This is a genomic window from Methanobrevibacter ruminantium M1 (assembly GCF_000024185.1).
GTDB lineage: Archaea > Methanobacteriota > Methanobacteria > Methanobacteriales > Methanobacteriaceae > Methanobrevibacter > Methanobrevibacter ruminantium.
On sequence record NC_013790.1, the window covers coordinates 2,270,597 to 2,295,717 of the forward strand.

Here is a 25,121-nt window from a genome sequence, read left to right on the forward strand (position 1 = left end):
AAATTAAAAACAACTATCAATCATTAACATAACTAAAAATAATTTTCAATCAATTGATCTAAAATCACATCTTATATCCAGTTCCAACAAACTGTGCTATCTCTCTTCCAGTATCATCAATTATATCCACATTGATTACAGAAGTAGTTCTTCCATTCTTTTTATAATGTGCCTTAGCAATGAGCTTTTCTCCTTTTGCTCCACTTAAATAATTAATGCTTACCTGCAATCCTACAGTAGGTCTGTGCAATTGATTAGATAAAACTGCAAATGCAAAATCTCCAAGAGTGAATATTGCTCCACCCATTACAGCACCATAGGCATTTCTAAAATCATCACATAGCTCTAAGCTGCATACACAGGAGTCATCTTCAAGCTCATCCAATTGAACTCCAATGTTAGTTGCAAACTTATCTCCCTTAAAAAACTCTCTTGCCTCTTCTATTGAACTAAAAGTTGCCATATACTCACCAAAAACAATTAAAACTATTAAAAATTAAAATAAAATATAAAAGCATCTAACTTAAAAAATTAAAATTTTTACAATAAACTATTCATTCATCACCAAACTGGAAACAATTACTCTCCTTTTTACCATAACAATTATTGCAAGCCCTGCATCTGGAAACTCCATCACCATTTTCCTTCCATTCGCTCAAGAAGTCTTGTTGAGCTACAAAAGGCTTTGCAAGTGATAAGAATTCAATATCTGTCTCATTCAAGATCTCATTCATTGTTTTCATATCTCGCAAGGTGCCCCCTAATATTACTGGAATATCCAATTCCTTTGCCATTCTATCGGCATAGGAAAGGAATGCGTGGTCTCCAGTCTCTCCAAACTTAAAGGAGATTGTTCTAGCTGTAATCTGAACGCTATCTGCACCGGCTTCAGCAAGAATCTTTGCTATCTTAAAGCTTTCATCAAGAGTCATTCCACCTTTTCTTCCATCAACAGCATTGATTCTAAAGCTTACATGACATCCTACCATCTTTTTTATAAGCTTTATAATCTCTACAACTATTCTCATTCTTTTTTCAGTGCTTCCACCATAATCATCGGTTCTCTGGTTAAAATAAGGATTGATGAATCTTGCAAGATAAAAGTTATGAGCCATGTTTATTTGAATTCCATCAAAGCCTGCAAATGAAAACTTCTTGGCAGCCATAACCACCTCTGCCTGAAGCTTTCTTATTCCTTCAAGGCTTATGTCATTTGGCTCTGCCTTCTGGTTTGTTCCATCATCAAAAAAGAAGAAAGCAAGCTGGCCTAAAATAGGAACCTCAAAGTGATGTGATAGGTTTGTAACCTGTTTATAATCCTTAATGAATCCCTTATAGTTCATGTTTGCACAGTATGGATAAAAACGGTCCTTAGGGTCAAGTGCAAACATTTCAGAGACTATTAAGCCGACCTCATTTCCAGCCATCTTTTCATATCTGTCAAAGACTTTTGGCTTTAAAAAGCCTCCGTCTTCTGTGTCTCTTTCCCATCCGCCAGTTCTGATAATTCTGCTTTTTAATTTAAACTCGCCAAACTGGCATTCATCAAATATGTCCTTCATAAAAATCCCTTTAAATAAAATATAAGTATGACTAATTAAAATACTACCATAAGCATAATTCTTTAATAAAACCATCAGTGAAAACAGATTAATCCGTTTTAACCTTCCTAATAAACTTAGCTGGAACTCCAGCAACTATGGAGTTTTCCTCTACATCCTTTGTAACCACTGCAGCTGCTGCAATGATTGCTCCATCACCAATGCTAACTCCTGGAAGAATGGTTGCATTTGAACCTATCCAAACCTTATTTCCAATCCTTATTGGAGCTGCAATCAAATTAGCACGATTATTAGGATTTTCATCATGATTTAAGGTAGCCATAACCACATTATGGCCTATAAGCACATCATCTCCAATATATATTCCTCCCTGATCCTGGAACTTGCATCCTGCATTGATGAAGACATTCTTTCCCAGATGTATGTTTTTACCAAAATCTGTAAAGAAGGGTGTAAAAACCCTGAATTCATCATCCAGCTCCTGATTGATGAGTTTGGAGAACAATTCTCTTCTTTTATCAAAGTCATTATATTGATAATTTAATTCGCAAGTAATCTTCTGTGCTTCGGCACTATAGTAATTGCAAGCATCTGTAGCTTCCTCATCCATAACCAATGTATCTCCAGCATTAAAGATATCCAAAAGTTTATCTAGTTCTAACATAATTATAAGTTGACTTTAATTAGATATAAAATTTTATAAAAAATTATCAGATGATTAAAAAAAAAATCTAAAAAACTAATCAATAAAAATATAATTAAAAATAAGATTAAAAAATTATCAATAAATTTATAAATTATTAAAAATAAGATTAAAAAACTAAACAAAAAAAAATTAAAAAATTAAAAAAAATCAGACCACTAAAAAATATAAGTAAAAACTAAAAGATCATAAAAGCTAATTACTTCCACCAATCTAGCTCTTCTTCATTTAGTCCGATCGAACTTGCCTTAAATACTGGCTTAAGTCCCATCTTCTTCTGCCTTTCATAATCCTTAAGACAATCTATAGCTGCCTTGCTTAAAAGCAAACAAACAGGAAGGTTTATCAAAGTCATTCCACCCATTGTAATGTCGGCCATAGCCCATGCGGCATCCATTGGAATGATTGCTCCAATGAAAATAATCAATGAGCATGCAATATGAAATATGTGCACGAATCTCTTTGAAGGCATCTTCTCATTGTTCATGAACATTAAGACATTATTTGTATAATAAAGGTTTCCAATCAGGCTTGTAAATGCAAAAAGAATCATAGCAACTGTAATGAATATAGGGCCTATCCATCCAAAGACAGATGAAATGGCGTTTTGGACATATGGAGCACCGGAAACCGCCGCATCCCTTACCACTCCAGTGGACAGGCACATCAATGCAGAGGCTGTACAAAGAAGAAGGGTGTCAATATATACAGATAGTGTCTGAGCCAATCCCTGTTTTGCAGGGTGGGATACATCTGCAGAAGCTGAAGCGTTAGGGGCTGAACCTACACCTGCCTCATTTGAGTACAATCCTCTTTTTATCCCATAAACCATACATGATCCTGCAACCCCTCCAAGGATGGACTGGAAATCAAATGCATCCCTAAAGATTAAAAGAAACATAACTGGCACGTTTTGAATGTTGAAAAGAATCACAATCAAACATATGATGACATAGGAAACTCCCATAACCGGAACAAGTGTGCTTGTGACACTGACAATCCTTTTTCCCCCTCCAAGTAAGCAGTAGCAGGTGATAATGGCAAGCACGGCACCTATGATAATCGGAGTTATGCTTGGATGATAGAACGGATATTCCATGAATGTTGACTGAAGGTTAAAGGAGCAAAGCATATTGAATCCTACGGCATATGTAGCAAGGAGAAATACGCAAAAGAGCAGAGCCAATTTATGCTTATGAAGACCATGCTCTATATAATATGCAGGACCTCCATAGAAGACCCCCTCCTTGTCCTTTCTTTTATAAATCTGAGCAAGTGTACTTTCCATGAATGCAGATGATGCTCCGATGATACACATCACCCACATCCAGAAGCATGCGCCGGGACCTCCCAGACATAATGCAGTGGAGACCCCTATGATATTGCCTGTTCCTACCCTTGAAGCTGTGGAGACAAGCATTGCCTGAAGGGAAGATATGCTGCCTTCCTCATCCGGAGGCTCCGTAAGGATTCTTATGGACTCTAAAAATAATCTTATCTGGACTCCTCTTGTTTTAAAAGTAAAGTAGAGTCCTGCAATTGCCATAACGATAATTAGAATAGGGTAATACATTACACTATCAATCAGATTTAAACCAGCCACTATACCATAATATCACATTTAAAAAGTTTTGTTCTCTAATAAATATCTGTGTTTTAAAAAGCTTTCTCCTATAATAGAATACCTGTGCTTAAAAAAAGCTTTCTCCTATAATAGAATACCTGTGCTTAAAAAAAGCTTTCTCCTATAATAGAATACCTGTGCTTAAAAAAAGCTTTCTCCTATAATAGAATACCTATGCTTTAAAAAAGCGTTCTTCTATAATAAAATATCTATGTATTAAAAAATTATCTTCAAGTATTATTTTTATAGTTATAAACTTAAATAGATTATTATATGGATTCGATATTTAATGCTTTATTTTTAAAAATAGGGCATAATGCTTAAATGAAACAATAATAAAAAAAAAAGAATAAATTAAAAAGAAAAAATAAGAAAAAAGTAAGAAATGACCTTAAAAATAAAAAAAGTAATTAATAGCCTAAAAAATAAAAAAAAGATGAAATACTAATTCTATCAAATTATTTCAAATCGATTAAATATCAATAGTTCTAACGATTCCTTGAGCGTTCACTATACCATACTGCCAAATTTATATATTAAGAAATATCTAATAAAAACGCCTTTATCTTATTTATCTTAGTTAAATTTATTATTTTTAGAAAATTAAGTAATCTTAACGCTTTAATACTTAATTGACTTATCTATTAAAGAGAAAAGTTTTAGTAATAATTATAATATAATAAAAATTATACCAATATAACCGAGGTGAAAAATATGGCGATTCCAAAAGCACCTGTAAAAAGGATTATGAAAGAAGAGGGCGCTGAAAGAGTAAGTGCTGAGGCAGTAGATGCATTAGTAGATTACTTAGAAACTGATGCAGATGCCATTGCTAGAAAAGCAATTGACTATGCAAAACTTGCAAAAAGACAAACAGTAAAAGCAGAAGATATTGCATTAGCTATTGGCCGCCCAGAAACTTCTGAATCCACTGCTGAGAATCCACACAACCTTTTAGAAGTGGTTCAAAAAGTATTAGATGCTGCAGCAGACGGAAAAGGCTTTGAAGAAATCATTAAATCATTTATGAAACTAGAAAAAAAAGAATAAATAAATAAATGAAGATTAAACTAAGCTAATAAAAATTTTTATTGATTTGACTTAAATCCTATAGTTTTTATTATTTGAAAATTTTATTATTTTTTTATTAAGATAAATTAGTTCTTTTTTATCTTAAATTATTTTTTTATAACTTTTTTTCATTTTTTAAAATTCAAAAAACCGCTATCTTTTAAAAATTATTTAATTTTTTACTATTTTTTAAAACACTAAAAAAATGCTTTGATAGAAAAGAAGATGGGCCATGAAAACAATGCAAAGAACTTCTTGTTCTTAACTGGAATTTAATGATACAGTAACCATTAGTTTCTTAAAAAAAATGTTTTTAAAAAAAATAAGCATTTCAAAAAAGTAAGAAGATTATAAATAATAAGAAAAAAAGTAAAAAAAAGAAAAAATAAGGAATCTATACGATTCCTTGAGCGTTCATTGCGTCAACTACTTTTAAGAATCCAGCAATGTTTGCTCCAACTACATAGTTTTTCTCAAATCCGTATTCTTTAGCAGCTGCATCTACATTTGCAAAGATATCTTCCATGATTGTTTGGAGTCTGGAATCAACTTCTTCAAAGGTCCAAGATAATCTTTGAGAGTTTTGACTCATTTCAAGAGCGGAAGTAGCTACTCCACCTGCGTTGGAAGCTTTACCTGGTGAGAATAAAACACCGTTTTCAATTAAGTATTCGGTTGCTTCCAAGGTGGTTGGCATGTTTGCACCTTCAGCTACAGCAATGACACCGTTTTCAACTAAGGTTTTAGCGTCATCAATGTCTAATTCGTTTTGGGTAGCACATGGGAATGCAACGTCAGCTTTTACGGTCCATACGCCTTTACCTTCGTGGTATTCAGCAGATGGTCTTGCTTCAGCATATGCAGTTAATCTTTCACGTCTTACTTCTTTGATTTCTTTTAATAATTCTACATCGATTCCTTCAGGGTCGTAAATCCAACCGGTGGAATCGGAACAGGTTACAGGTTTAGCTCCAAGTTGGTAAGCCTTTTCGATAGCATAGATAGCTACATTTCCTGCACCAGACATAATTACGGTTTTACCTTCTAAGGTTTCGCCGTTTGCCTTAAGCATTGCGTTAGCGAAGTATAATAAACCATATCCAGTTGCTTCAGTTCTTGCTAAAGATCCGCCGAAAGTTAATCCTTTACCAGTGAGAACTCCTTCGTATAATCCTTGGATTCTTTTGTATTGACCGAATAAGTAACCGATTTCCCTACCACCTACACCTATATCTCCAGCAGGAACGTCAGTGTCAGCACCAATGTATTTGCAGAGTTCAGTCATGAAACTTTGACAGAATGCCATTACTTCTCTGTCAGATTTTCCTTTAGGATCAAAGTTGGATCCTCCTTTACCTCCGCCAATTGGAAGGCCGGTTAAGGAGTTTTTGAAGATTTGTTCGAATCCTAAGAACTTAATGATACCTACATTTACGGAAGGGTGGAAACGAAGACCGCCTTTGTAAGGTCCGATTGCACTGTTGAACTGTACACGGTAACCGGTGTTTACTTGCACTTGTCCGTTGTCGTCTACCCAAGGGACTCTGAATTTGATTTGTCTTTCTGGGTTAACTAATCTTTCTAAAAGTGCGTCTTTTCTGTATTGTTCTTCGTTTTCTTCGATTACGACTCTTAAAGATTCTAATACTTCTTTTACAGCTTGATGAAACTCAGGTTCATCAGGGTTTTCTTTAACAATTAAGTCAATTACTTCATCTACATAGGACATAATTTATTCTCCATAAGTTATAAAAAATAAAAAGAATTGATCTTTTCAATTAATAAAACTAATAATTAATTAAAATAATAAAAATAACCGTTTTATAAAATTCAACTATATTTCAACTAACTATACTTAACTACAAAAGACATTTTAACTATTTTTTAGCTACTTTTACTAAATTAAGTAAATATTAGTTTATATTAATTAGAGATATTAATCAAAATTCTCAAATGGTCTAAAAAGCGCAAAAAATTAGTTTAAGCTTAAGATACAAAGGGAATTTGAAAAATTAATATCGAGACATTGGATAAGATTTCACTACCATAAATCTAAATTCCAAAATAAATTTATTTTAAGAACTTAAATCAAGGATAGTGGAAAACCTTTTCCGATTTTTGATGTCTAATAATAAATTGAATAATATTCAATATAAAGCTACCTATTTTTAAGAAATTTATATATACAATTCAATGTTAAAGGTTTACAAATTTAAAAAATTTTTTAAAAGATGAATTAAATGTGCAAAAAATAGCATTAATTTATCTTTAAATTAAAAATAAAAGAATTTATTATAAATTTACAATTCAATACTAAAGGTTGACAAATCGAAAAATTTATATAAAAAATAAAACAATAATAAAAAATATGAATAAAAAACTATAAAAAATCACAAAATAACAGCAAAAAATTGGACTTTTTTAAGAGGATATGGAAATCTTTTTCAAGCCAAAGAGACTTATGATTTTTTATTCATTGTATATAAAATATTGAAATAACTAAACATAATATAATTATTTTGTATAAAAATAGACAAAGTAGTATATTTAAAATATTTTAACCAATATTCATTTTCAAATCCGAAAATCTGGATTTCAGTAGGGTAGGAAAATAAAGTGCCGACCAAAAATGAACAAAATTATATAGAATTAATAAAAATTATGGACAATAATACAAACAAAACATTAAGATTCTGAACGCTAGAAAAATTCAAATTTTTTAAAAAATAGTAAAGTTTTGATTAAAGTTTTAAAAAAATAACTACTTTTCATCAGTGATAAAAATGAAAATACTAATCTCAAATTTAAAGGGAAAGGAACTTGTGGAAATAGCTATGAAAAACCAGATAGACAAGCTAATTTCAGTCTACTCAAACTATAACGAAACAAGCCTCCTTGATCAGTACATGACTAAAGAAAACATAAAGATAAGTACAACAAATGCAATTGATGCCTGCAAGCAGCTTACAGACATAATTCGCCATCAAGACACAGATGATGAGATCTATGTTGCAAGCGATGGAAACTTTTTAGGATCAATGCTGAACTTTGTTGCAAATAAGGAAGCTGCAGACTATATATTCTATTCCTTCAACAATCAGATTATCCAAATGCCTAGATTAAGCATAAATCTATCTGAAACAAAAATGAAAATTCTAAAGAGTCTGAATGAAACAGAGCAGACTGCAATTCTTATTGGAAAGAATATAGGAATCTCTAGAGCCATGGTCTATAAGCATATAAACAGCCTTATGGAAGATGGCCTGGTGGGGCAGACTAAGCAGTATGAAAAGTACTATCTAACAAATGCAGGAAAGATGCTGATTATCTAAACGAAAACATTAATTAATAGATAAACCATAATTTTAATTAGAAATAAATTGAATAAACTATTTAATTAAAATTCAAAAAGGGATTGAAAATGGCTGAAGATAAACAAGAACCTTTAAGTCCGATTGAAGAGATTAAAAAAGAATATCTTGAAAAGATAGACTACTTTGGAAATAGAAGAAGCAAATATGCTCTTTATAAAAAGTTCAGCAAAAAATACAACTTAAACCGCAGAGTCTTTATTCATATCCTGAACGAGGCTCATGAAGATGTTGGAAGCCCAAAAAGATATGAATTGAGAAGACAAACCCCTAAAGACTATAAAAGATAACTTATTTTTTAAAAATAATATGTTTTAGCCACTTCATCCTTTAATCATTTTTTGAATTCATTAGCGAAAATATATTTTTTTATATTGAAAAAACTTATTTTTTTAATCAAAAAACGAAACATTTATATGCTTTCATAACATAATATAATACGATATGTATTTAATTGCATATCATTAATAAAAAATTTTATAATCTCCAATACAAAATGATTTATTAATTTATCAATTTTAATTTAAGAGGATATTTGTTAATTTTCTTTAATTTTAAAAGTCCTATATAAATTACCTTAAAACTTGTTTATTTATACCTCCCGTATAAATATTCTTATTATAAATTACCTAAATACTATAAATACTTATTAATTTAATTTTAAAGACTTAATAAATATCCTCTAATTAATACTTTTTTTACTTCCAATTATTTTCTACCCCCCACTAATTTTCATAATTAGGATCAAATTAACTCTTTTAATTAACTTTCTCCAAAATAAGTTTTTATTCAAATTTGTTCTTAATGATAAAAAAATCAACCAAATAAATAGTTTTAATGAATAAAAACAAACTAGACAATGACTTAATAAAAAAGAAAAATAATTAAATAGTTTTGATGAATAAAAACAAATTAAATAATTATAAAAGCTATTTAATCCCCCTAAAAAACGATTTTTATAAGTCAAAAATCAAAAATGGACTAAAGTAATAACATTTGTTAAAAAATCATTACTTAAATGAAATTGATTAGAAAAATAGGAAATTTTATTAATGAAAAAAATAAAAAATATAACTAGGATTATACATCCATTGGATAAAGGGAATAATCAAATTTATTTGATTAAATTATCGGAACATAGTTAACAAAGAACCTTTATAATAATTTATAAAGAAGACGGATAAAATTTATCAAATAAAAGTTTAGAAACTAACACAAGAACACTATGTTCCCTTTTCCAATCTTTTTTTGACTTTTTTTATCAATCTTATCTCTCTTTAAGACCATGCCAACTTTTAAAAAAGAGATATAAAACTATTTTTTTAAATAAGAGATAAACCTTAAACTATTTTTAAAAAACAAGCCTATAAATCATCTAAAATCTCTTTAGGACCATCTGCAACATGAACCAAATATTCAGCTTCCACAATATGCAATTTAGATGGAATCACAATGCAATGAAGAGGGCCTCCGAAATCATAATCCAAAAGATCCTTAATGTATCCTGCCTTTACTACATTGTCCTTGGATCCTACCCTAGCAATTCCAATTGCCAAGCTGTTCTCATCAATCATCCCTTCCCTTTCAAGATTGTCCTTGATTGTCATTAGGTTTTCTAATCCTTCATTGATTGTCATATACTTATCCTTATGAGCTTGAATATCTAAAAGAACCAAAGTATGCATATCATTTTTCAAGTTCTCTTCAATAGCCATATAAGGGGACTTAGGGAAATAGTTGTACTCAAGGTCTGGGAATGGAATGGTTGTCACCTTTCCAAACTTATAGGCCTGAAGCCCTGAAATTGCAGGTGCGGAAGATAGTATGCTTGAACCGTGAATCACTTCAAAGTCGGTTCCATCCCTTGCGCATTCAACTAAAAAGTCTGAGTGGGTGGTTGCAATCAAAGGGTCTCCCCCTGTAATGAGAGCAACATCAATTTCCTTAGCTTCCTTTAAAAAAACAGATTCCTCTTCAACTTGAGTCCTATCAAGAACAATAATCTCTTTTCCAATAGTCTCTTCAATGGATTCGAAGTTAGATCCAAACAAGCGTGAAGTGAAAAATTCAGCATAAACCTTATCAACTTTTTTTAAAGTTTCAATTCCCTTTAAGGAAATGTCTTTTTCATCAAATAAACCTAATCCCACTAAATAAAACATAAAAAACACCATATAAAAGTTTAAACAATAAACAATAAGCATTAATGATTAATAATTAATTTAAAATATTAAAATCATGAAAAAAAGTAAAATTAATTAATAAAAAAAAAGGGTGCTTATTAACACAGGCCCACCATAAACCTGCTCTAGAACGTTAAAAAGCAACCCTTTTTACACCATACATCACCACTTTATTTTAAAAAAAAAGCGTAGCTGTTTTATAAACAGCTAATAATATTTAATGCATTACTAATATATAAAGTTAATCTATTAATTCAAAAGTTTTCCATATAAAACTATATAAAAACTATTTAAACCCAATGAACAATATACAAATTTTATCATAAAAAACTATACAAAATAATATGAAATAATATGAAAGCAATTTATTAGGATAAAAACTTTAAAAATAATCGAATAAAATTAATATTTAGCCAAAAATATTGAAAAATTAGAATAATATCGAAAAAAGAGAAAAAATTAAAAAATAGAATAAAATCAAAACCAAATTTTAAAAAAATAAGAAAAATCAAAGAATTACAATAAATTTAATTCAATAAAAATAAAAACAAAAAAATAAGAAAATTGTAAAGAATTGCAACAAATTCAATTTAAATAATAAATAAATTCTTTATCAACTTAAATTAGTCCCAACAGCTCTATACTCCATCCACTTGCCGCTAAAGTATCTGTAAACATAGAATGCAGCCCTAACATACCAATCTATAAACATTGCAATCCATGTTCCAAATACACCAACTCCCATAAAGTCTGCAATCACATATGACAAGGCTATCCTGCAGATAAACATTACAGACAAACTTACCGCCATCGGCCATTTCGCATCTCCAGCACCTCTGAATGTGGTAGGAAGAGTAAATGCTATCGGCCAAATTAGAACTGCAAAGATTCCATGCCAAACTACCATCTGATAGGTCAAGGCACTTGCAGCAGGAGATAGATTATATATCTGCAGTATATATGGAAGAAGAGCAAATATAAGCAGATTGATTGCCAAATGAGATAAAAAGGTTATTATAAGTATCTTCTTATTATAGAACTTGGCCTGCTCATAGTCATTATGACCAACACAGCGTGAAATGACGGCAGTCAGCCCAAGGTTTATTGCAAATCCTGGAAGAACTGAAAATATCCCAATTGCATATCCTACAGAGTTTGCAGCAATGGCTATTGTTCCGAATGTAGATACAAGGCTTAAGATAAGAATCCTTCCAAGCTGGAACACGCCGTTTTCAACCCCATAAGGAATTCCCACATTCAAGACCTTTCGAAGCAAGACCCAGTCAAACTTATGCCTAAGTGTCTTTCTGATATGTATTTCATACCTTTCCTGAAGGACAAAGTAGATCATTATGACTGCAGCCAATGCTCTTGCAAGAACAGTTGGAATGGCAACCCCTTCAACCCCAAATCCAAAGACAAATAGGAGTATGGCATTTCCAATGACATTTAAAATGTCACAGACAAACATTATCTGCATAGGAAGGTTTGCCTTGTTCATTGTACGAAATATTGCTGCTCCAGAGTTGTAGATGGCAATGAATGGAATTGAAATAGCCATATAGCTTAGATAAATGCTTGAAGTGTTAAAGACATCCGGCTCTATCTGACCAAAGAAGAGATTGATTAAAAATGGCCTGAAGATCAAGACAAGAACAGCCATTATTACTGCAAGAATGGTTGTAAACCAAACCAGCTGGTTTGAAGCGTCACATGCCTTCTCTGGCTCATCGTTTCCAAGGTACTGGCCAGCAATAACAGCTCCCCCTGTAGCAAGAGCCGAAAAGCTAAATATAAGCAGCTGAACTAAAAAGTCAACTAAGGACACCCCTGAAATCGCTACCTCCCCAAGGGAGGCAACCATCATTGAGTCGGCAAGACCTACGCAAAATTCTAAGGCTTGTTCAACAAGCAGAGGAAGAAATAAGGCAAAGAGTGCCTTATTTGAGAAGAAATATCCTCTTTCATTAACTGTCCTATCGCTTAGAATATCTATAAAACTTCTAAAAACATTCATAACAATTCAATTCTCAATTAAAATATCTTAAAACTTCTAAAAACATTCATAACAATTCAATTCTCAATTAAAATATCTTAAAACTTCTAAAAACATTCATAAAAATATAACATACGGCTTATAAATTGAACTATCAAATTTTAGTAAATATATTTTTTATTTTTCCATTTATTTATTTATTCATTTGACTTTAAAGAACTAAATCAAACTTAAATTAGACATTCCTTTAGAAATCCATTTATATTGGTGGGGAGAACTATAATTTCACTTTAAATAACATGATTAAGTATCCAAGCGAAATTAAATAGAAACTCTTATATAAGTATTCATATAATATAAAAAATATATTTATAAAATAATATATCATAAATAATATATCAAATTTGGGATTGGTATGAGTGTTGGCAGAAATTATTTTTTCTTGAATATTTTTCATTTTTCCTAAACTATTTTTTTTAACTCGATGATATGTATCTTATTGAATTAATAACAGATTGTAAACTCATATTATTTTCTTTAATAAGATTTAAGAATCTTATTAAGTTATATGAAGCTACAATGGCAAACATCAATCCCTGTACTCTTTTTAAACCGGTTATTGGAATAAAATCATAAAGATAAACCCTTTTGAAAGTCCCATTATGTGACTCTACAGTACTAGAACGCAATTTATATTCTTCAATGCCTTTTTCTGAAGATATTATCCGCTCAGTTTTATAAGCAAGCTCATGAACATATCTTGTTATTGATCTATGCCCTGTTTTGAAACATACTCCCTTATTTATGCAATTATTGCAAGCATTGAAGTTAGAATAGACTGCTTTTAGCTTGTTTCCTCCTCCTTTTTCCGGGTGTGCCTGATAAATTCCATCAAGTGTCAATTCCTGTCCTTCAGGACAAATGAAAACATTTTTATATTCATCAAAAACAAAATAACCTATAGCAAAACGATTGTTTGGCTTTTCGCCAGAATTCTCTCGATTTTGCTGAGATGTTGGAATTAAGGCAGTTATTCCTAAGTTATCCAAGTAATTTAAGTTTGCAAGCGTTAAATAAATAGTATCTGCGCTAATTTTTGTTGGTTTAAGATTTAAATTGCTTATGATTTGATTCATTAAAGCGGGTATTTGATAATGGTCTGTTGGGTTTTGGACTACGTTAACTCCGCAAATCAACTTAGACTCAGTATCTGTCCCTAATTGAAGATTATATGAAAATTTTGGATAAATCTGTCCTTTATCCTTAATTTTCATCCATCTCGCATCATGATCATTCAAACCCAGAGAACTTTGTCCAGAAAAATCCAGCAAACGCCACCATTCAAAAAGAATATCCACTTTTTCTTCGTCTGTTTTCGTTTTATCCTTCAAAAATTTCTTCGCTGTTTTTCTAAGCTTTTTAATCTCATTTTTTGTTAATTCCTCAACCATATAATGCTTAATTAATAACCGGATGTCTTTTTCCTTAATTATGTTAAAGGGAGAGTTATAAGCTTGTTTTATCGTACCGTCAATTGCAATGTACTTAAAATCACTCAAACCCAATTTATATGTTGCAATTAGTGTAAAGCTCATTATTAATTGGAATATGCTCATGAAATTCTTGCGATAATCCCTTATTGTCCGGTCGCTTGGTTCGCAGCCATGCGAAATAAAACTGTAGAGAAAATTATACTTGGCATTATGAGCCAAGACTACAGAACTCGTTATTTTATTAATGTAGCCATAAAATATCAGTTTTATCATATTCTTAATCTCAAAATGAGGCCTGCCGACTTTTGAAGTTTTTCGTTCAATTTCAAAGAAATTAAAACAACAATCGACAATTTCCGAAGCAAGTAGCATCAACTGAAATTCCTCCTCCATTTCACCAATCTTTTCATTTATTCCACTTAAAATGTAATGATTCAAAATCATATCAATCAAAAATTCATATAATTATCTGAATAGTTATAAAATTACTTATAAATAATTATATATATGTTATTTCTAATATAAATAGATTTTAATAACTTATAGTAAGAATAAAGTAATATTATAAAGTATTTTTAAAAATATAAAAAAATTTCAAAGAATTAGTAAAAATCAAAGGAAAATATAAAGAATATAAGAAAACTAAGGAATATCCTTAGAAAAAAATAGATGATTTTTAAATAAAAAAAATTTGAAAAAAAAATTAAAAAAGTGTAAAAAAAATAGAAATTGTTCAAATGTTAATAATTTTTGCCAACACTCTTTAATTTGTTACACGTTCTCTTTTTTAATCTCTTTTTGTTTATTAAGGAATTTTTAAATTTCTTTCTTTTTTATCTTTCATAATTATTTCATTTATAATCTCTGATGATTATTGGGATGATGGTTTTAATAGTTTTGAATGGTAAGGAGGAATTGAGATGAGATAGTATTAAAAAGAATAAAAATTAAATATTTATTCAAAAGAGAAATGAAATGACAAAAACAATTAAGAATACTTGCCAAAAAAAGAAAAATAAAAAAATCAAAAAATGAAAGAAAAAATCTATCCATTTAAACAAAATAATCCCTAATTAAATTAAACAAACCAACAACAAATATAATAATAATTAATCATAAAATCAATTTAATCAAAGATACCATGTTAACCATAAAAATTCCAGTGCAAAATATAGAAGCAACAAGACAAATAGTGCTAAAACATAAGATTCTTGACTATGACTATAAGATCAAGGTGGAAAACGGCTTTGGCCATATACCGATTAGAGAGGAAACAGAAGACGAAATACTCTCTAAAGTCATAGAAGAATGTAAAGAAGAAATAATAAAACAAAATAGCGATTATACTATCGAAGTAGTCGATTTAAACCAAAATGAAGAACTTGAAACTGTCAAAAGATATCCAAGAAGCATAACTGAGCTCCTTAAGGACAAGCTAAGCGATGAGGAGATAGAGGAATTAAAGAAATCCTTTGATATAATTGGTGATGTGGTTATTGTAGAAATTCCAGAGGAGCTTGAAGCACATAAGAAGGAAATTGGAGAGGCCACACTTCAGTTCACAAAACGAAAGACAGTATATATGAAAAGAAGCGCTGTTGAAGGAATAACAAGAACAAGACAGCTTGAACTGATTGCAGGTGAGGACAATCCTATAACCATCCATAAGGAACATGGAACAAGACTTAAACTAGATGTGAAGAATGTCTATTTCTCACCAAGACTTGCTACAGAGAGAAAAAGAGTTCAAGAGGAAACAAAAGATGGCGAAGAGATTCTTGATATGTTTGCAGGAATCGGACCATTTCCTATTGTTATAGCAAGAGAAAAGAATGTGGATATCACTGCTGTTGACATTAATGAATATGCAATCAAGTATCTCAATGAGAATATTAAGTTAAATAAATTGCAGCCTAATGCCCATATCACTGCAATATGTGGAGATACAAGGATAGTTGCAGATAATGAATTGAAGGGACGAAAATTTGATAGGATTATCATGAATCTTCCAGGATTAGCGCCGGATTTCTTAGATTTGGCTGTCTCCATGTGTAAGGACGGAGGAGTCATTCATTACTATGAATTCTCAGAGGGTTTTTCACAGGGAATTGAAAGGGCCCAGATAGCTTGTGAAAAACAAAATAAGGAAGTTGAGATACTTAATACAAGAAAAGTAAAGTCAACCAGCCCTGGAATGTGGCATGTAGTTATTGATTGTAAAGTTAGTGATAAAAAATAGCATAAACTCTTTGTAAAAAAAGATTAAAAAATAGAATTTGAATCAATAGCCGCAACTATTGACTCTAAACAATAAAAAAGCAATTTAAAAAAGCAATTTTACTAAAACAATTGTAAAAAAAGAATTAATTTAGAAAAGCAATTTTAATAGAAACAATTGTGAAAAAGAATAAATTTAGAAAAGCTCTTTAAAGTCTTTTTCTAAATTATTCAAATCGAAAACTCCTTTTTCTGTAATGACCCCTGTTATAAGGTCCTTTGGAACTATATCAAATGCAGGGTTAATTACTTCAGTTCCTTCCGGGCAGATTCTTGCTCCTCCATAATAAATGACTTCGTTAGGATCTCTTTCTTCTATTTCTGTATCAAAGATGCTGATTTCCTTATCAAATGTGCTGATTGGTGCGGCTACATAAAACGGAATGTCAAACCTCTTAGCAGCAAGAGCCACCATAAATGAGCCTATCTTATTTGCTATTCCATCATGGGCCACCCTGTCTGCCCCTATTACAACCTTATCTATTTTTCCTATTGACATGAGATATCCGCTTGCAACATCTGGAATGAGTTTTACAGGAATTCCTTCCTGTTGCATTTCCCAAACGCTTAGGCTTGCTCCCTGTCCTCTTGGACGGGTCTCATCACATATCACTTGAATGTTCTTTCCCTGATTGAATGCAGAGCGGAAGACTCCAAGGGCAGTTCCATAATCAACGCAGGCAAGTGCTCCTGCATTGCAATGAGTAAGGACAGTGTCTCCGTCATCAATAAGCTCTGCGCCATACTCTCCAATTGCAAGGTTTGTGTTAATGTCCTCACGAGCCATCTCTAATGCCTCATCAAGCATGTTTTCGGCTTTCATAACCCTATCAACTGCCCACATCAGGTTAACTGCAGTAGGACGTGCATTCTTCATCTCAACTGCAACCTTTTCCATGTCTTCTCCGGCAAGCTGAGCAAGTGCCATACCAAAGGCAGCAGAGACACCGATTGCAGGGGCTCCACGAACAATCATATCTTTAATTGCTGTAATCACTTGCTTGTAATTGCTGCAGTAGACATAAGTCAATTCATCTGGCAGTTTGGTTTGATCTATAAGCTTTAATTTATTGTCTTCCCATTCCAATGTTCTCATAATATCACAATAATAGTTTAATAAAAGAAAATATAATTATAAAATAAATTTTTAAGTTTAATACAATAAGATATTGGTCTTTTTTAAATAAATAACTTATTATAAAAACAATAAGAAGATGAATAGAAATAGATAAATGGAATTTTTAAATGATAACATTCTCCAATTAATTAGATTAAAAAAATAGCTAAAAATTTAAAAAATGAGCTGTAATATGTGGACAAATTCCCCAATGACCACATACTTTCCAGCACTTATATAAACGATTTTTAAAAACTTGTTTTGAACTATAAGGTGGCCCCTTACAAGTAAACTTGTAATCCATATTATATAAAAAGCATTATATAAAGATTTTGGATAAAAGAATGAAAATTAAACTAGAAAATGAAAAAATAAGGAAAATTATGATGTATTTTTATAAATAGTAAACTATACATAAAAATGGAGAACATCCTCCAATCAATTAGATTAAGAAAAATTAATGAAGAGCATACTCAAGAGAACTAATAAAAACTTCAGCTCATCACAATAAGATTTTTTCTAAATATAAGGTTGTACTAATGACCCAATAATTATAAAGAGAATACCAATAATGATATAAATGACTCCTTCTATTATCAAAGTCATACTAATTACCCCTCCATTAGAAGAACTTTGAAATGAACAACTGGTCGTCTAAGTCAAAACAAAATTCAGCTATATAAAATTCAACTATTATGCTTCTTTAGTATTTTTTATATAGATAATGAGGAATACTATATTCTAATTAAATAAAGAATATTCTCAATTATAATATGAATAAAATAAGATATATAAATAGTCCTAATGCGAAAAAACACAAAAATGAAAAAATGAAAAAAACAACAGAACACAAAAATGAAAAAACACAAAAATGAAAAAATGAAAAAAACAACAGAACACAAAAATGAAAAAACACAAAAATGAAAAAATGAAAAAAACAACAGAACACAAAAATGAAAAAACACAAAAATGAAAAATTAGATAAGTATACTCTAAAAAGAAATGATAATAATTGAAAAAGACTAGAAAAGTAAAAAAAGAAAATTATTAAAAAAAGAGCTGTTATATGTGGTCACATTCCTCTAATGACCACATATTAATTTCAGCAATCAAATAGTCAAAAATTTATAATTTTGTTTTGAACTATAGACGACCAAAAACAAGCATAACTTGTAATTTATAGTATATAAAAAGTATTATATAAATCTTTGGATAAAAAAAATGAAAATTAAAATAGGAAAATGAAAAATAAGATTAATAATAAGTTATTTTTATAAATAGTAAACTATACATAAAAATAATGTTTCAAAAATAGAGATTGTTAACATAATTAGAAAATAAAAAAAATAAAAAAAGTCCCAATTTTTAAATTATTAAAAACTGAGAACAAAACTGTTTTTAAAAAATAAGTAAATCCTAGAAGTGAGACTGTGGAGCATTTCCAATATGATGATCCTCATGTTTCTTTCCAGGAATTCCATAAGCGTCTGCTCTGCATTGGGTGCATGCCCTAAATACTGGAAGGTACTCTTCAACTTCCCCTCTAGCCTTTTCAATCTCCATGCATCCAGGTCTTGGATAGTCAGCCATCTTATTCAATGGAATAAGAGGAAGGACATTCACAAGGTCTGCACCGCATTCCTTGACTGTTCTTGCTATCTCTGGAATGTGCTCGTCATTAAGCCCTGGGATGAGAACGATATTTACCTTTACAACAACTCCAAGGTCAGTTATCTTTTTAATTCCTTCAAGCTGGTTTTTGGAAAGGATTTCAGCTGCTTCAAGTCCCTTATAGACCTTGCCTTCATAGAAAATGAATCCGTTGATTTCCTTTAATATCTCTGGGTCCACTGCATTTACAGTTACTGTAACAGTGTTTACACCTAACTCTGCTATTCTTTCAGCATATTTAGGAAGCAAAAGACCGTTTGTACTCATACATTTGATTAGGTCTGGCTTTACCTTGTTGATCTTTTCAAAGAACTCAAATGTGGCTTCATTAGCCAATGAGTCTCCAGGACCTGCAACCCCTACAACAGTGATTGCGCTGTCCTTTGTCACATTCAATACATGTTCCACTGCAGCATCTGCATCCATGATGGATCCTGCTACACCTGGCCTGTCCTCATCAGTATTGATTGACCTTATGCAGAAATTGCATCCGATATTACATTTAGGTGCGATTGGAACGTGGACCCTTCCAACCTTATCGTGGAGCTTTTCATTATAGCATGGATGCACTTTTGTAATGTGTGCAAATCTTGCACCTTTATGGTCTCCTCCACAAGTTATGTCTTTTTTAGTCATACTACTACCTCAATAATATTAAATTTTAATTAAATAAGCATTAGATTCTTCAATTAGAAGAAATGGAAAAAATCTTTAAATAGATTATTAATATCCTCCAATTTGAAAAATACAAATTTTAATAAGCATTAATTAATTTATTTCAAGTTCTCCAATACAAGTTACAAATTTTTCCGTTTAGATTTAAACTTATAACTATTGTTATTAACTAACTAGTATTTAAGTATTTCTATTTATTTTTATAATATACGAACAAAATATCAATAAATTACGAACTGTTTTAAGAAAAATAATCAAAAAGCAAAGAATTCTGAAACATTCAAATTAAAAATAAAAAATATAAAGATATATTTATAAAAAAATAAGATAAAATTATAAAAATAAATGTAAAAAAACTAAAAAATAATAGTTAAATTAAAATTAAGAAGAAAAGAATCTTTGAAATTCAATTCACACACTTAATCCCAAGTCTTTGGAGTGTTCAATTCCACCATATATCCTTTAGCCTTTTCAACCCATTCATCCTTAATCAATTCATCTGTGGCAACAATGCAGACAATGTCTCCTTCAGACATGTCTTTCATTATCTTAAATCCTTCAGGGACTATCCTAAAGACTGCATCATAAATTCTTCTCTTTAGATTTTCATGAGGGTCGTCTACAACCAAATCAGAGACATTCTTCTCTCCAGGCAAGTGAATGACATATCTGCTTGGCTGGTGAACATTTTCACGGCCATTGATTTCCCAAAGCCTTTTTAGAATGTTTGGAAGATAGTTTTCATTGTCAATGATTACCACTGTAGTGTCATCTTCAGCGTTATAGTCGACATTAGCCACTTCCTTCAAGGTAATGTGCTGTGAAGTCTTTCTCATCTTGATTGCAATTATGAAACAGACCTCATTTGGATTTACATAAGCCTTCATGTCATCAATGGAAGGTGGCAGGACCAAATCCTGAAAGATCTGTCTTATAATCATGTCGTAGACCTTTGCTCCTTCCGGATCATTTGATTCAATATACATTATAATCACTCTAATAAAAATAATAATAAAAAGAATTAGAAAAAAAAAACCAATTCAATAATAAATAAAAAGAATTAGAAAAAACCAATTCAATAATAAATAAAAAGAATTAGAAATAATCCAATTCAATGATAAATAAGATTAAATTAGAATTTTCTAAATCGATGAATTATTTATTCATGCCTTTTGCCCATACCAGATACAAGCAATGCCGCACCTACAGCTCCAATATGCTGGGAATACTCAGGGACAATTACCTCTATACCACCTAAAGTTTCACTGACAGCTTCTACAAGTCCTGAAATAAGACTGGTTCCCCCTACTTGAATCAAAGGTTCACGAATGTCGATTTCCTGTAATTGCTGTTCATATACTTGCTCGGATACAGAGTGACATGCAGCAGCTGCTACATCTGCCTTTGAGCCTCCTGCAGCTAAGGTTGTAACAAGGTCCTGAATACCGAATACAATACAGTAGGAGTTAAGCATAGCCTTTCTCCAGTCTCCTTGCACTGCAAGAGGACCAAGCTCTGTAATGTCCACATCCAATCTTCTTGAGGTCATGTCAAGGAATCTTCCGGAAGCACCTGCACAGATACCGCCCATGGTGAAATTGTCTGGAATACCATTGTTTACTGTAATAACCTTGTTATCCATACCGCCTATGTCCAGCACTGTAGCTTCCCCTTTCTGGCAGTCTGCAAGATATACTGCACCTTTTGCGTTTACAGACAATTCTTCCTGTATAAGCTCTGCGCCAAATTCCCGACCCATGGTGAACCTACCATATCCTGTGGTTCCTATTCCGTCAACATCATCCCAGTTGTAATCTGTATTGTCAAAGGCCTCTGCAGCTGCAGTCTTAGCAGATTCTATTATATCCTTGGTTGAAGTCCAACCGGTTCCAATGACCTTGTTGTTTTCCATAAGAACTGCCTTTGTGGTTGTTGAACCTGAGTCGAGACCAAGAGTAAGTCCTTCTTGCTTTTCACGAGCAAGAATGCTTCTTCTTGTAACTGTAGTTGCCAATGCTTCCATACGGATGAACAATTCATCAGCCTTTGTCCTTTCAGTGAATGAGTATGTAACCACTGGAATACGGGTGTTGTTCTGTATGAAACGTCTCACTTCGTTTCTCACCAATGCTCCTTCAGCACATCTGAAGCAGGTTGCAATGAATACTGCATCAGGCTTGCATCTGCCTTCTACAATGGACATTGCCCTTGCAATCATAAGCTTTAAGCTTGAGCTTTGAGCAGAGAATCCGAATTTTTCATAAGCTTCATTAATATAATCCAAATCAATTTCAGGAAGGATAATTTCAGCTCCAAACTTAAGAGCTGCCTTTTCGATTTCCTTTTGGATACCACTGTATTCGGTACCGCAGGAAACAAGTGCAATCTGTACCATTTATTTTCCTCCTTTAGTTCCAATCTGTTCGCCTAAAACGTCATTGTCTCCTTCCATGTCTCCTCCGCCGCCAGGCAAGGAATCCAAGAATTCCATGATTTGATTTACCATAAGCACGGTCCCATCCTCATCGTCAGGATAGACCACTTCAAGTACAGGTATGTCCTTTTTACGCAAGCAGAAAATGGACAGTTCGTTTGTTCTTGCACATCCTACACAGCCAAAGCCAAATGGAGCGCCGTCAACAATGATTGCAGCCTCTGCAGCATCTATAAGAGGTCCGATGATGGACATTCTTCCCCTAACCCCTGAAGGGACTTCAATAGCTGCATACTTCAATCCGTTTATTGGGTCTTCCTCTGTAATGTTCATTGGAGGTGAATCAATCTCCGGGTCTTTTATCTTTTGTCTTATTTGTTTTTGAAGAGCTAAAGGAGCATGACCTTTTCTCTCAATCAAGTCAGCTAAAATCAATGAATTTGGTGGATAAATAGCTACTTTTACCATAATATCATCCTCATAATCATAATATAGAAAGTTTTTAATCGTTTTTAAATTTAAAATAATAAAGTGTTTTATCAAAATCAAACTTTAAATAATTTAAAACCATTAATAATCCCATAAACTTCCTATTTGTTATCGTCCTCACTTTTTTCTTTTGAAGAACCTTCAGATTCTTCTAAAGCCTTATCTAAAACTTCTTTAAAGTAATCAACAGAAACAGGTTCTTTCTTCTCGATTTCCACATCTCTTGGATTTTTCAAGGCCTCTCCAACATAGTCAAGAATTCTGAATTCCTTCTCCATTTGGTGGAATCCTTCCCTTGGCCCATACCTGTGGCCTCTGCATCTTCTTGGGTCACCTGGAGCAAAACCTCTTTCCTTTGTAAAGATTCCGTAAGGATCCAATTTGCGAAGCTCTCTAATCGCTTGTCTGACATATTTGTCCTTGCCGCTGATCATTGCCCCATAGCAAGTCCATTTTATTGTAAGTGGCAAGTTAAGCATATGCAGGAAGTTGACGACTTCGCTTTCGCTTACATTTGCCTTGGAACTTAAAATGATCATCCTTGTAGAAACTTCCGGATCCATGTCCTCCTTACCTAAATCTGGAGTTATACATAAATTTGCAGGCATAAATCTTTCCTCCTAATTCTCACCATAAATAATAAAGGTTTATTTCTAATTAAAACCTTAAATTAAGCATTATCTAAACCTTAAATAAGGTTATTCCTCATCGTAAACCTCATAAATATAAAGAGTGCTTCCATCCTTAAGCTTGTTCAAGCCTTCAATGTTTCCAACAACCTCACCTACAATGTTTGTAGCTGAGAATGCCTCACCAGTAGGTCCGAACTCATCAGTATCGATTGTCCTTATACCAATAAGACCTAAGTTCTTCCTTGACATATTGGTTACAGCTATCTCACCGGCCTTTACAATATCTGTAGGGATATTCTCTGGAATGAGTCCCTTGGATTCGTCAGTATCCCCATTGAACATGAACATGTTCATGTCGGGAACTGCAAAGTAGACCTTCAATGTGCCTACAGGCTTTTCTGCCAATCCACTGATTTTCTCAAGATACCATCTGGTTCTTGGAGCCTTGTCAGTCAATTTGATCTTAACCAATTCATCGCTTGCAAGTCCGAAGGTGGTGACTTCCTTATTTTCCAGAATGTCAATGGTATTTTCAGGTGTCTGAATCACAACAATCGCATCGTCATCAAGGTTTCCGTCACGAACATGCTTTATTCCTAAAGATTGCATTTTTTCCTCTGCTTCCTTTTGAGTTAGCATCATAAGCATGATTCTTTCAGGATCGCTTAATACAGTAATGAAGTCTCCCTTTTTAGCGGTATCAAAGAGTTCCATACCTTGCTTGACTGTAGCAAGATTGGTATGGGTTTCAGCTCTGACCCTGTCCTCCCTATAGACATAGACTCTTCCTTTTCCGTTTCCTTCGCTTCTTAAGGTTACTGTTCCTCTCTTACGTTCACTTATCTCTTCAGCATCCTTAGTAAGACCATTTAATTCATAGAAACCTAAAAATGAGTTAGATTCAAAGTCAACCTGTATTTTGTTGTTTCTAATCAATGAGAACAGATGCTCAACTGATGCTGGAGACTTTGCATTTGGCTCTAAAAGAGCGTAGGTGAATAGCTGATTTCCCTCTTCAAGAACTTCCTCAAGATTTGAGCCTCCTGTACTGTCGGTGACTGTGCTTCTCTCAATCACAGGCTCGATTGACAATATCTCATCATCATCGGTAAGTGAGAACAATGTTCTTCTTCCTCCGATAATCCTTGCAAAGACTCCTCTGTCGCTGTATTTTGGAACTCCATATACATTTGAGTGATCGTCCTTTACAAAGATTATATGTGTGGCCTCCTTGGAAAAACCGGAGAGGCTTATTAAGACATCATTGTCAAAATACCTGAACTCATCATGAGACGGTTCAAAATTAGACTCTACCGGACCTATGGCCACTTCATTAGAGGTTTCCCAACGAACATTGTTGGAGCTGAAGAGAGAATAGTTTTCCTTGAAGAAATCAGTCAAAGGCTTTGATTTTTCAGAAACTTCCAATTCAATGAGAATACTTCCCTTAGGAGTCTTTATCTTATACTTAAGGACATTGCTTTGTATTTCGCTTTCTCCCTTGATAAGGCAGACAATGCTTCCTTTCTTATAAGGCGCATTGGAAAGCTCTATAGCGTCCTTGATGGTAGATCCTTCAGGAATATCCACATCTTCTCCATTAATTTTTATTAGCATAGGCTTGCCTCTTTTCATTAATAAAATTTGTAATAATTATTATTCGATTAATCAGTAGTTTAAAAAGATTTAAAAATTGCATTTACAGTTTTAAACTACTGAAATATAAAAATAAGAATAAATGACCTTTTTAAAATAAATCTAAATAAAATAAGTTTTATTTTAATAGGCGAAAAAATATCCTTATTTATATATATTAAATATAT

18 protein-coding genes and 1 pseudogene are annotated in these 25,121 nt (G+C 32.2%); 4 read left to right on the top strand and 15 right to left on the bottom strand.

Going from position 1 to position 25,121, the window contains the following annotated elements:
• Positions 1-64 precede the first annotated feature (64 nt).
• The 4 genes from MRU_RS08780 to MRU_RS08795 all read right to left on the bottom strand — a co-directional run bounded on the left by MRU_RS08780 (position 65) and on the right by MRU_RS08795 (position 3,868).
• On the bottom strand, positions 65-463 hold the full coding sequence (locus tag MRU_RS08780; protein ID WP_012956554.1) for a PaaI family thioesterase: 399 nt from the start codon (positions 461-463) through the stop codon (positions 65-67).
• A gap of 91 nt (positions 464-554) precedes the next feature.
• Entirely contained in the window at positions 555-1,562 is a 1,008-nt protein-coding gene (locus MRU_RS08785; protein WP_012956555.1) for an oxidoreductase, read from the bottom strand.
• 88 nt (positions 1,563-1,650) lie between these two features.
• On the bottom strand, positions 1,651-2,226 hold the full coding sequence (locus MRU_RS08790) for a DapH/DapD/GlmU-related protein (protein ID WP_012956556.1): 576 nt from the start codon (positions 2,224-2,226) through the stop codon (positions 1,651-1,653).
• A gap of 238 nt (positions 2,227-2,464) precedes the next feature.
• A complete protein-coding gene (locus tag MRU_RS08795; RefSeq protein ID WP_012956557.1) occupies positions 2,465-3,868 on the bottom strand; it encodes an alanine/glycine:cation symporter family protein in 1,404 nt (467 codons plus the stop codon).
• Positions 3,869-4,603: 735 nt separating this feature from the next.
• On the opposite strand from MRU_RS08795, the pseudogene MRU_RS12090 reads away from it, so the two are divergent.
• Positions 4,604-4,795: pseudogene (locus tag MRU_RS12090) on the top strand (histone family protein); the annotation flags it as partial.
• A 559-nt stretch (positions 4,796-5,354) separates the two neighbouring features.
• Here the strand turns inward: MRU_RS12090 and gdhA are convergent.
• Entirely contained in the window at positions 5,355-6,689 is a 1,335-nt protein-coding gene (gene gdhA / locus MRU_RS08805; RefSeq protein WP_012956559.1) for an NADP-specific glutamate dehydrogenase, read from the bottom strand.
• A gap of 1,054 nt (positions 6,690-7,743) precedes the next feature.
• On the opposite strand from gdhA, the gene MRU_RS08810 reads away from it, so the two are divergent.
• Positions 7,744-8,292: an ArsR family transcriptional regulator gene (locus MRU_RS08810; RefSeq protein WP_012956560.1), complete on the top strand. Its 549-nt coding sequence runs from the start codon at positions 7,744-7,746 to the stop codon at positions 8,290-8,292.
• An 89-nt stretch (positions 8,293-8,381) separates the two neighbouring features.
• Complete coding sequence (locus MRU_RS08815) at positions 8,382-8,621, top strand: hypothetical protein (RefSeq protein ID WP_012956561.1); 240 nt, start codon at positions 8,382-8,384, stop codon at positions 8,619-8,621.
• Between the two features lie 1,074 nt (positions 8,622-9,695).
• Here MRU_RS08815 and dph5 read toward each other — a convergent pair.
• From dph5 to MRU_RS08830, 3 genes are all read right to left on the bottom strand, one after another.
• A complete protein-coding gene (gene dph5 / locus MRU_RS08820) occupies positions 9,696-10,493 on the bottom strand; it encodes a diphthine synthase (protein WP_143714330.1) in 798 nt (265 codons plus the stop codon).
• A 634-nt stretch (positions 10,494-11,127) separates the two neighbouring features.
• Complete coding sequence (locus MRU_RS08825; protein ID WP_012956563.1) at positions 11,128-12,531, bottom strand: MATE family efflux transporter; 1,404 nt, start codon at positions 12,529-12,531, stop codon at positions 11,128-11,130.
• 455 nt (positions 12,532-12,986) lie between these two features.
• On the bottom strand, positions 12,987-14,447 hold the full coding sequence (locus MRU_RS08830; RefSeq protein WP_012956564.1) for a transposase: 1,461 nt from the start codon (positions 14,445-14,447) through the stop codon (positions 12,987-12,989).
• A gap of 697 nt (positions 14,448-15,144) precedes the next feature.
• Between MRU_RS08830 and MRU_RS08835 the strand changes: the two genes are divergently transcribed.
• Positions 15,145-16,242: a class I SAM-dependent methyltransferase gene (locus MRU_RS08835; protein WP_012956565.1), complete on the top strand. Its 1,098-nt coding sequence runs from the start codon at positions 15,145-15,147 to the stop codon at positions 16,240-16,242.
• Between the two features lie 174 nt (positions 16,243-16,416).
• On the opposite strand, the gene mtnA is transcribed toward MRU_RS08835, so the two are convergent.
• From mtnA to mmp3, 7 genes are all read right to left on the bottom strand, one after another.
• Positions 16,417-17,376 (bottom strand): S-methyl-5-thioribose-1-phosphate isomerase, encoded by a 960-nt coding sequence (mtnA, locus tag MRU_RS08840; protein ID WP_012956566.1) that lies wholly within the window; start codon positions 17,374-17,376, stop codon positions 16,417-16,419.
• A gap of 1,437 nt (positions 17,377-18,813) precedes the next feature.
• Positions 18,814-19,704, bottom strand: coding sequence for a radical SAM protein (locus MRU_RS08845; RefSeq protein ID WP_012956567.1), 891 nt, complete (start codon positions 19,702-19,704; stop codon positions 18,814-18,816).
• 458 nt (positions 19,705-20,162) lie between these two features.
• Complete coding sequence (locus MRU_RS08850) at positions 20,163-20,729, bottom strand: methanogenesis marker 17 protein (RefSeq protein ID WP_012956568.1); 567 nt, start codon at positions 20,727-20,729, stop codon at positions 20,163-20,165.
• 173 nt (positions 20,730-20,902) lie between these two features.
• Complete coding sequence (locus MRU_RS08855; protein ID WP_012956569.1) at positions 20,903-22,138, bottom strand: methanogenesis marker 15 protein; 1,236 nt, start codon at positions 22,136-22,138, stop codon at positions 20,903-20,905.
• Positions 22,139-22,645, bottom strand: coding sequence for a methanogenesis marker 5 protein (locus MRU_RS08860; RefSeq protein WP_012956570.1), 507 nt, complete (start codon positions 22,643-22,645; stop codon positions 22,139-22,141).
• Between the two features lie 122 nt (positions 22,646-22,767).
• Positions 22,768-23,274, bottom strand: a complete 507-nt coding sequence (locus tag MRU_RS08865; protein WP_012956571.1) for a methanogenesis marker 6 protein — start codon at positions 23,272-23,274, stop codon at positions 22,768-22,770.
• 90 nt (positions 23,275-23,364) lie between these two features.
• Positions 23,365-24,915 carry a methyl-coenzyme M reductase-associated protein Mmp3 gene (gene mmp3 / locus MRU_RS08870; RefSeq protein WP_048812495.1) on the bottom strand — a complete coding sequence of 517 codons (1,551 nt, stop codon included), beginning with the start codon at positions 24,913-24,915 and terminating at the stop codon, positions 23,365-23,367.
• Positions 24,916-25,121: the final 206 nt, after the last annotated feature.